We start from the raw sequence: 11456 nt of genomic DNA, 5'->3' as shown, positions 1-11456 counted from the left end.
CCAGCGGTGATTTCCTCGTCGTTGGTCAAGCCGTCGCCGTCTTGATCACAAAGACCAGCAGACATGTCAGGATCACATGGGTCCGCAGCGTCGCTTGTACCAGTTGCTACCGCAGGGGTACCCAGGTCGTCGATGCCCGTAACTTCTTCGCCGTCGTTGTAGCCGTCGCCGTCGCTATCAGGATTGGTAGGATCGGTACCAGCGGTGACTTCTTCGTCGTTGGTCAAGCCATCATTGTCTTGGTCACAGCCGCCGAAGTTGACGTCAGGGTTACAGGGATCAGCATCGTCGGGATCAAGACCCAGACCGGAACCATCCGTGAAGTAACCATCACCATCTGCATCCGTGCCAGGGGCCAAATAAGGGTCTGTACCGTCAATCACTTCCTGACCATTGGCAACTCCATCACCATCACAGTCTGCGGTTGCCCAGATAATATTCATTGGGTTATACCCAGTATATCCAGTCGTTTGCATAGGAATACAAGGATCCGTAGGGTCGGTATCACCGCCATTGTCGGCCACACCATCACCATCGGCATCCAAGAAACTGTTCGGGTCGTAAGGATCAGAACCATCGGTATCCTCTTGGCCATTGCTTACACCATCACCATCACAGTCAGCAGCAGCCCAGATCGCATTGCCCGCATCATAGCCGGTATAGCCAGGAGCTTGTACTGGATCACATGGATCGTTTTCGTCTGTTGTATTCGTGATTTCATCCGCATCACCGATGCCATCACCATCCGTATCGGTATCAAAGAAATTATCACGATAATCTACTTCTGCGTCATTGTCTGCATTTGGCAATGTATTTGGATCATTCAAATCTCCATTTGCGTCAGCATAATCGTCGATACTTTCAAGGTTATTATCTAAACCGTTACTACCAACGGTACCACTGAGTATTAAACCAGCTTCAGCGGTATCGCTTCCGCCTTCGTTATCGCTATCGATATCTCTATAGTCAGGGGTATCGGTACCATCTGTATTCGTTGGAGTGAGACATCCGCCGTAGTTATCAGGTATGCCATTACCATCTACAGTAGCTGACGGAGGCATATAGCCTGCGGTCGTTTGTGCTTCTATATTATCAGGAATACCATCGCCGTCAGCATCCAAATCAAGACGATTAACGATACCATCACCATCTAAATCAGCAGGAATACTCAAGATAACCCGCTGGAACCAATCACCGCCAACCATGTTGTCTTTTTGACTAGCATAGGTTTGCCCGGCTAAGGGTCCGTTGACAAAAGTGGTACCGCTCTGAATATTATTGTAGTTACCCGAGAACCAATTGTACTCATGGATTCTACCCGTACTGCTACTGAAGACGTTTAATACATTTCCGGGTCCTCCGGCCACAATATTGTCTAAGTTAGCAGCAATTGCTTGGCCCGCGAAAGGTCCACCATTGAAGGTAGATGACGCACCATCCCCTGTTCTCAACAAGCCCGTATCCCAAGAGTATTCGAATACTCTATTGGTTGCCGTATTGAAACAAGTCAAACCAAAGGCTCCAAAACAATCAATAATTTCATTGCGTCGTGCCAAATAAGATTGACCAGCCCAAGGGCCATTGACAAAAGTACTAGTAGCAGAAGTTGCCTTTAACGCGCCAGTAATGAAGTCGTACTCTGAGATAGCCCCCGTGGTAGGGTTCATCAAATTGACCGCATTCGGTTCGAAGGCGCCAATGATATTATCCAGGTTCTCTCCTAATGTTTGTCCGTTGTAAGGACCTCCGCTCAAGACCAAGTCTCCGGGGCCAGGCCCTGCATCCACTTGTCCAGTGCTGAAGTTATATTCAATGAACTGGGTGCCAATATTTTCTTCGGCATCACAGATTCCATCGTTGTCATCATCATCGTCATCAATATCTGCATAACCATCACCATCGGTATCGGCAGCAAATACATCTCTGTAATCTACTTCTGCATCGCCATCTTCATTAGGGAGTGTGGTTGGATCGTCGAGCGTTCCGTTCACATCTGCATAGGTTGGATTAGATACAATATTACCAGACTCCGTGGCGTCATCAGCACCGTGGTTATCACTATTGGTGTCTATAAAGTCAGGGAAATCTGTACCGTCGGTATTAACCGGCGTAAGACAACCACCATAGTTATCAGGTACACCATTGGCGTCAACTGTTGCAGAAGGTGCTATGTACCCCGCTGTGGTCTGGGCCTCAACGTTATCAGGTATTCCATCTCCGTCGGAGTCAAGGTCGAGGCTGTTTATGATGCCATCACCATCCGTGTCGGCGGGTAGCATTATTATGATTCGTTGGAACCAATCACCACCAACCATATTTCCTATCTGGCTGGAGATGGTTTCTCCGGCCAACGGTCCATTTGCAAATGTCGTTGGACTTTGGTAGTTGTTGTAATTGCCCGAGAACCAATTGTACTCATACAATCTTCCCGAAACAGCATCATGCAGAATAACTACATTCAGCGGACCAGCGCCTAGTATATTAGCTAGATTACTGGCAATCGTCTGTCCATCAAAAGGTCCTCCTGAGAAAGACGCAGCACCATCAGCAACTCTGTGTAAACCAGTATCCCAAGAGTATTCAAATACTCTATCTGTAGCGGTATTATAACAGGTTAAGCCAAACAGGCCAAAGCAATCAATGATATCGTCTTTATGAGACAAGTAAGTTTCTCCTGCCCAAGGGCCGTTGACAAATGAAGTAACCCCTGAAGTCAATTTCATAGCACCGGTAACGAAATCGTATTCCGTAATGGCACCCGTAGTAGGGTTCATCAGATTGATGGCATTCGGTTCGAATGCACCTACAACATTTTCGAGGTTTGCTCCGAGCGTCTGTCCGTTGAAGTCGCCGCCACTAAGTACCAGTGTCATAGACCCAGGGCCCGCATCAACTTGTCCCGTCAGGTAGTTGTATTCTACGAAACGGACCGTTGCATTTTCTTCGTCATCACAGATGCCATCGTTATCATCATCCTGATCATCAACATCCGCAACCAAATCACCGTCGGTATCTAGTATCCCAACACAAGCTAAGCTAGCAGGATCTGGATTACAAGGATCAGCATCGTCGGGATCAAGCCCAAGGCCAGAACCATCTGTGAAGTAACCATCACCATCAGCATCTGTGCCACAACTCGTTATCGTAACTGCAACTGATGGAGGAGTATCATCTGTCAAACAACCATTAGCTGAATAATAAGCATAATAGTCTCCAGCAGTGCCGACCATTGTAGGATCTGCTACGGTAGTGCTTAAGCCATCACTGGCATCATTATCTGTACTCCATACCAAGGTAGAACCTAATGGCGTGGTACTGGTTACTAAGCTGTTCAGATCAACTGTTACAGCAGGACATACACTAGCAAGTGTAGCCGCAGAAAGTGTAGGAACAGCCTCTGGCTCTTCTCCAATAGCCACTACAATCGTTACTAATTCGTCTCCACAAGGGGCCGTTCCAGTCAAGCTATAGGTAAAGTGGTAGAGCCCATCCGCTAATCCGTTGACATCAACTGCCGTAGGATCTGCTAGGCTTACGCCGGAAGCGTCCTCATCGCTCCAAGTACCCCCTGGCTGATGGTTTATCACAAAGTTTTCCAGGTTAATCACGGGGTCGGCTCCTGGCCCAGCTGGGCAGTAGTGCACGATGGCGCCATCCATAGCTGTTAGTGGGTTAGCCACCATCGTGACTACAACAGGTACGGCATCACTCAAGCAACCGTTGTCTTCGTATTCTACCCAAATGGTCTCTGGGCTAGTGGCAGAAGTCGTTGTTGGATGATACGTAAAGCCAGAAGCCAACAAGGTGGCTGGCCCAGCCCCGGGGTCGGCATCATAGAAGTTGTATGTTGGTAGTGCTGGGGTGATCGTGATGTTCATAGCGCCGATCGCAAAATGCTCGATCGGACCGTCGACACCGCCAACACCAGACATGCCATCTCCGTTTTTGACGCAGACCTTGAGGGCTATGGTTGTACCTGTAATGCCCGTTTTCTGGAAAGTTTGGGTAGCAGAACTGATCTGCCCCGCATACTCCGCTTCCAAGGTTTCTATTCCATCAATAATACTGTATACACGAATGTAATCATCGGCCTCCATATAGCCACCTGAGCGGCGTAGGTCTACCGAGATCGTTGCTTCATCTCCTGAGGCAATAGCACTCACTGGAGTTTCCAGACAGAATTCACTATTGACATCGTGGAAACGAATCTCGCCGTTCACTCTGCGGATGTAATCCGAAGAACGTTTTAGCGTCGAGAAGTCGCCAGAAATGGTCAGCCCTTCTGTCGTTATTATAGATTCATTGTTTGTTGGGCAAGTGCCAATTGCAGCGCCGGAGCATTCTCCTTGTGCTACGTAAGTATTTGCACCCGCAAAAGTGGTATTAAAGAGTACCTGCTGACCTTCCGTTGGTAAGGGGAAGGTAATTGCTGGCGCTTGGCCATCGCAAGAACTGATATCTTCTACCATCGGATCATCGGCTACATCGCCAATCGATACGATAATGGTAACCGGTTCTCCTATACAAGGTGCTGTACCAGCAACCACGTATGTAAAGTGATAGAGGCCATCGGCAATTCCAGTAAAATCTACAGCTCCCGGATCACTAAGGTCGACGCCTGATACATCCTCATCGGTCCAAGTTCCTCCTGGTTGGTAGTTAATAACCTGATTTTCTAAATTAATTACAGGATCGGCCCCTGCTCCTCCTGGACAATAGTCCGCAATTGTGCCGTCCATGGGCATAACACTATTAGGTGCTACGGTAATCACGACCGGTACAGCCTCACTTTCGCAACCATTGGCGAAGTACTTCACCCAAATGGTTTCCGGGCTGGTAACGGGGGTCGTCATGGGGTCGTAAGTAAACCCGGTAGCGAGTTCGGTAGCCGGACCAGCATCAGGATCGGCATCATAGAAGCGATATTCCGGTAAGGCGGGGGTAATAACCACGCTCATTTCGCCAATAGCGTAATGTTCCAGCGGCCCGTCAACTCCTCCAATTCCTGAGATGCCATCACCGTTTTTAACACAAACTTTCAGGGCTACCGAACTACCGGTAATTCCTGTTTTCTGGAACGTTTGACTTACCCAACTGATTTGTCCGGCATATTCCTGTTCCAAGGTTTCCACACCATCAATGATACTGTAGACTCGAATATAATCGTCGGCCTCCATGTAGCCACCTGAGCGTCTGAGTTGAACCGAAATAGTAGCCTCGTCTCCTGGACTTATTCCAGCAGTAAGGGTTTCTAAACAAAACTCACTGTTTAGATCATGGAAGCGCAATTCACCACCAATCCGGCGGATATAATCGGAAGTACGACGAAGGGTAGAGAAATCACCGGACAACGTCAAGCCTTCGCTGGTGATTATAGATTCGTCGTTGTTGGAGCACGTTCCGATATCACTTCCCGAACATTCTCCTTGAGCCACATAAGTAGCGGAACCATCAAAGGTAGCAAGGGTTGCGACCTGTGCACCATTGAGTGGAATAGGAAGAACGATAGCGGTAGAAGAACCTTCGCAGACGTCAATATCTTCGATGATCGGATCATCGGCTGCCTGGCCTATGGATATCATCACTAAAACAGATTCTCCATCACAAGGTGCGGAGCCATCCAGTTGATATTCAAAACCATAGACACCATCTGCAATACCCGTAAAATCAACAGCAGATGGATCACTGAGATCGACACCTACAGCATCAATATCTTCCCAAACCCCTCCGGCCTGAAAATTAATGACGTGATTTTCTAAATTAATAACAGGATCAACGCCTGCTCCGCCGGGACAGTAATAAGCTATAGAGCCATCCATCATAGCCTGCGTAGCTTCTGATACCGTAATTACTACTGGCTCTGCTTCACTTTCGCAACCATTAACGGTGCAGGTCACCCATACCGTTTCTGGGCTCTCACCAGGGGTTGTTTCTGCATCATAACTAGACCCGGTTCCTAATACGTTTGCTGCCCCAGCTGGGTCCGCATCGTAGAAAGTATAAGTAGGCAATTGGGGGGTAATGACAATTTTCATGTCTTCAATGGAGAAACGTTCCAGTGGGCCGTCATAGCCACCAATTCCGTACTCGCCGTCTCCGCTTTTCACACAGACCTTAATAGCCACTGTACCACCGGTAACTCCGGTCATACGAAATGTCTGTGCATAAGCGCTAATTTGTCCTGCATATTCTTGTTCCAGGGTTTCGACGCCGTCAATAATACTATAGACCCGGATATAGTCGTCCGGCTCCATATAACCGTAAGAACGGCGTAAGTCAACAGAAAGCGTAGCTAAATCACCCGGAGCAACAGAGATCGTCGGTGTTTCCACGCAAAACTCACTGTTGACATCCATGAAATGTAGGCCACCTGCATACCTTAATATATAGTCAGAAGCTCGCTTTAATGAAGTAAAGTCACCGGTGAGGGTCAGGCCTTCTGCGGTTACTATAGCCTCATTGTTTGTGGGACAGGTGCCTATCGTCCCCCCTGTACATTGGCCACGCGCTACATAGGTCAGCGGACCATCAAAAGCAGCATGGAAAGCTTCTTCTTGTGGAATATCAAATAAGGGCACGTGGATCGTCACGTCAGCACCTTCACATACCAGGATATCGTCTAGTGCCGGAGCTGGTATTGTTGATAATTTCTTAACGTTTACGTAGTAACATTCAGGACCAGCGGTCTGGTATTTAAAGACGTAATCGCCGTCAGGGATCGCAGAAAAATCGACACTAGCAGGGTCTGAAATATCAGCACCACTTGCTGTATTTTCTGTCCACGTGCCACCTGCGGGGTAAGACAAAATATGGCTTGTCAGATCTACCGGGTCGCCCGCTGAACAGGCATAGGTCGTACTGACAATACATGATACTTGTGCAAAGGTGAAGTAATCACCGTCGTCAAAGTCATAGGTAGTTAAACCACCATCTAATTCTATCGTGGTAAGCGTACCTGTATTAAAATCGCCATCACCATCGGTATCGACCACCAAGTATTCGGCAGAAGGATCTGGACGAACAGTAACTGTTTCAACAACACCCGTTTCCTGTACTCGCCATTGGCGAGCCATCATATCTAAAACGCCAACATTTTCGGTATAGGTAGTTGCTGCTCCATTATTACCCCAGAGCATAAAGCTTTCATTGTCATTAAAGATAGCGGTATTAGCCGCGTTATCAGTAGGCACACCAGCCGTTTGATCACCGATATACATAGCTACAACACTGCCAGCATTAACAGATTTTGATTGTTTTTGAAGGAGATCTTGGCAATCATCTTGACCAATACCTGCGATATTATTGTTGTAACCTGTATTTGTTGTTGTATCCCAAATTACAATACCACCACCTGACAAATAATCATGCGCAAGGGTAATACCATATTTAATGGCCAAATAGGTTTCTACTTGTTCTTTTTGAGCAGTAGTTAAATGCTCTTCGTAAATAATGACCTCAGACATAGAGCCGTTAATACCTTCCGCTCCTGTAAAATAACCTCCAATACCCAAATTGCTGGTATACCCAATGGATACCATGTCTAAAGTATTGTCAAGAAATGAATTTCCATCCAACGTCATTTCTACACCAGCATTGGTACCGGAAGTCCATAAGTAACCAGAAACCTGATTTTGGCTTTGGATAATGTCCAAGGTTGTTGCTCGGACAAAAACAGGCGAAGACCCATTGTTCCAAATAACAGGGTCATTTGTACCGGCATAACGCCCTAGGTGGGGGTCATCTGCCTGGAAATCGACCGGACTGTCCCAACCTGCAAGGTTATCGTAGGTTGCGACAAAAAATACGGAGCCATCACTGCTCGCACTTTGTAATACCTGCGCATCAGTTGTAAAAGCATCTCCGCCATCAAACTCGATGAAAGGATGAAAATTATGTGCCTCATCGGCAGTAGCATTGAAGGTGGCTTCTCTACCGTTTACCGTTTGTGCGACGTGTAAACCATTTCCTGATTTATCATCCCATTGGATACCACTAGTGATAGCAGTTAAACCTTCATCTGCTTTTAGCCATAATCTCAAACCATTATTCACACAACCGGGTGCTTTTGATTCCTGCCCGAAGGTGAAGAACTCACCATCCGCTAGATCAACGATAGCTACCAGGTTGCCATTACCATCGTCTGTAAGTAGTATTTCTGTTGGAGTTCCGGTAGAAAAGTCAGCGGATGTATGTACCAATAAATGATTAGCACTAGCGGGTGCGTGAACAGTTACGGTACTGACATCTCCGGTTTCTGCAATTTGCCAGATTCTGTTCATTGCAAAATACCCACCTACCGGTGTATAACTATTAGGTACATAGGCGGTGCCATATTTTGCATCCAGGCCATTATGCCCCCAAAGCACAAATGCTTTATCCGTTCCGAAAGCAGATGCGTTGGCGGCATTATTAACAGGCAAGCCACCGCTTTGATCACCATTATAGATAGCGACAACACTACCTGGGTTAATCGATTTTGATTGTCGCTGATTGAGTGCCTGACAATCATCACGACCGATACCTGCAATGTCGCTATCGTACCCACCACCTAAAGCTCGAACGGTAGAACCATCACCAGCTAAATAATCATGACTAAGGGTGACGCCGTATTTGATAGCCATGTAGGTATTTACACGCTGCTTTTCAGCTGCAGTTAAATCTCTATTAAAGCCTACTACTTCGTAGACATTACCATTCCAGGATTGGTTACCGATTAACTGGCCGCCAATGGTAACATCTTCATTAGCACCTACATCAAGAGAAATACTAGTAATTACGGTGTTTTCCGTGGTACCATCTAAATAGAGGGTATATCCTCCACTATTATAACTAAGACCGGCTATGTGGTTTTGGTTGAGTGTATACTTAACCGTGGTAGCCACATCAGCGTCTGGCCCACTAGGTGTATATTCATCCCATACGTACATATTTCCGGCTCCGCCTTGTGTTCCGTAGCCAAAATCATCATTGTTAATATTGACAATACTTTGATAGCCTGTGAAGCCACTATTGGCAACAGCTGAAACAACAGTGCCTTCCGTATTTTCAAAAATGAAGTTATCCGGCGTAACCAACTCATCCTGGCTACCTCTGGTAAAGGTAAGGGTCGGATTAAAATTCGTAGCGGCATCACCAGCACTAAATGCCGGCTGTTGCCCTGCTGCGGCTTGGCTAAAATTAACCCCTGTAGCCTGGTCCTGCCAAGCACTTACATTTCCGCCAGCTTCTGTCACATTAACACCAGCATCCAACCAAAGAGCAAGACTGGATACACAACCCGGTGCGATAATGTCTCGTCCGAAAGTAAAAAAGTCTCCGTTGGCGAAATCATATATAGCAACGAGGTTACCGTTGCCATCATCTGTCACCGGTAATTCTGTAGGTGTTCCCGTATTAAAATCGGCACTGTTGTGTACCAATATATGATCGGTATTGGCAGGGGCGTGAATGGTTACAGTTGATACCGGCCCTGTCTCCTGAATTTTCCATACGCGAGTCATATGGTAATAAGTTCCAACCGGCATGAAGGTATTAGGTGTATAAGCCGTCTGGAACTGAGCGCCACTTCCATTATGCCCCCAAATCATGAAGGTCTTATCTCCTGTGAAGGAAGAAGTATTCATACTGTTAGCAGTAGGTAGGCTACCGCTTTGGTCACCATTATAAATAGCGACTACGCTACCTGAGCTAACAGATTTAGCTTGTTTTTGAAGTAGCCCTGAAACATCATCTTGCCCGATACCAGCAATACCATTATGATAGCCCTGGTAAGCCGCATCAGTTGTGCCGCCCCAGATGGTTGTTCCATCAGAATCAACATAATCATAATTGATGGTAGAACTAGCAGGGTCGTTATCCAATGTTGTTCCCCACTTCAGGGAGAAATAGGTATTAACTTTTTGACTTTCAGCAGCCGTTAGGTTACGACTATAAACTGCTACCTCTCCAATGGGGCCATCCCATACTTCAACCGCTTCATAAGACCCGATTTGGAATTGATTAGCAGCGGGGGCGCCATTAGCAAAACTGCTTTCGCGTAATTCCATCGTTGGGGCCGTATTGACCTGACCGTCAAAAATTACATCTAAACCAGTGTTGCTAGATATATTAGAAGGTTCATTGGCCATATCCCATTCCCAACTCCAGATGTGAAACTGGCCGGCTACTGGGTCAGTGGGGTGGTCATTGCGAATAGGAGAAGAGCCATTACAGTACCCTAACGGTTTTCCGCTTGACGCTGCTATTCCCAGGTGAGGGTTATCTACTCCAAATACCACCAAATTATCGAAACCAGTACCTGGCGAATTATTGGCAGCTGCTCCAAAAACGGAACCTCCAGGTTCCACTCCTGTCATAAAAGGAGCAATTTCCATTCCATCATTAGCGCCATCAAAATCTACGGTAGGGTTAAAATTGGAGGTAACGGCAGGATCCGTGTAGAATGGATCTCTGTTTGCTGCGGCAACGACCATATTATTGCTATTACCACTTTGGTCACTCCAGGTGCTTACCGCAGCACCGTTCGTGGTGGAACTGGTTCCTATATCGGCCTTCACCCATAATTGGAGGTCGGCCGTCACACCACCCGGTGCACAAAGCGGCCCGGCCGTCCACAACGAGAAATGCTCGATACCACTGAGGTGGATCGAGTTATTTTCGGTATCAACGATGCTATTGGGGTGTGCTTTCCACGTTTCTCCATCATCCTGCGAGGAATAGAGGACGAGAAGGTCTTCCGTAAGCCCGTTCAGCTCACTCTCGTGGTATTGAAAGGTTAGGGTCGCATCCAACTGGGTATTGTTTTCCGGGTGAATTCCCACCACTTTGGTAATGCTCTTTTGTTGCGCGAACATTACGGAATGATCGAATAATTCGATCTCGGTATTCCCCATGTTTTGTTGTGCACTGAGTTGTATGCCTACTTCAGGCATATCCACTACTTCATTCACGGCATCCAAGACGAGCTGAAATTGTCGTTTCGGGGTGTTTTCATCTTGTTGAGAAGTAAATAAAAACATACTTATCCCTATCAGGAATAAGCCGCAAACACCAAGGCTTAGCCTTGTATTTATTTTTTGTAGAGAAGTCTTCATAGACGTATTTTTCACGAGATATAGAAATAAATAAGTTAAAATTTACCTGGCAGGGGACATACTTATGACTGCTCTACGATAGGTTGTTAGCGTAGAGAAATTGCAGTATTCGCCCCCTGCACAGGAAATAAAATCGACCAAAAAATGTAAAACCAGACAGAAAAAATAACAAATTGTTTTAAAATCTAGACGAGTTTAAAACAATTACTTCCTCCATTAAATATCAGCTATGAAGTATCTTTAATGAGGAAAAATTCAAAAACAGATAACTCGCTACCCAAATGTTTAACCTGCTTTGATAAAGCATGACTTTGCCTAAGATTTTTCTTATAAAAAAAGTTAAATATATTCATGATGTAAAAA

General features: G+C 46.4%; 1 protein-coding gene. It reads right to left on the bottom strand.

Annotation, left to right across the window (positions count from 1 at the left end; translation table 11 throughout):
- Positions 1–11093 (bottom strand): DUF8202 domain-containing protein (locus A3EU_RS31300; RefSeq protein ID WP_483805860.1); only part of this gene is annotated, 11093 nt, incomplete at its 3' end.
- Positions 11094–11456 lie beyond the last annotated feature (363 nt).

This window comes from Lewinella cohaerens DSM 23179 (assembly GCF_000379805.1).
GTDB classification, from domain to species: domain Bacteria; phylum Bacteroidota; class Bacteroidia; order Chitinophagales; family Saprospiraceae; genus Lewinella; species Lewinella cohaerens.
The sequence above is the reverse complement of the archived record's forward strand: the minus strand, read 5'-3'. Positions and strand labels throughout refer to the sequence as shown.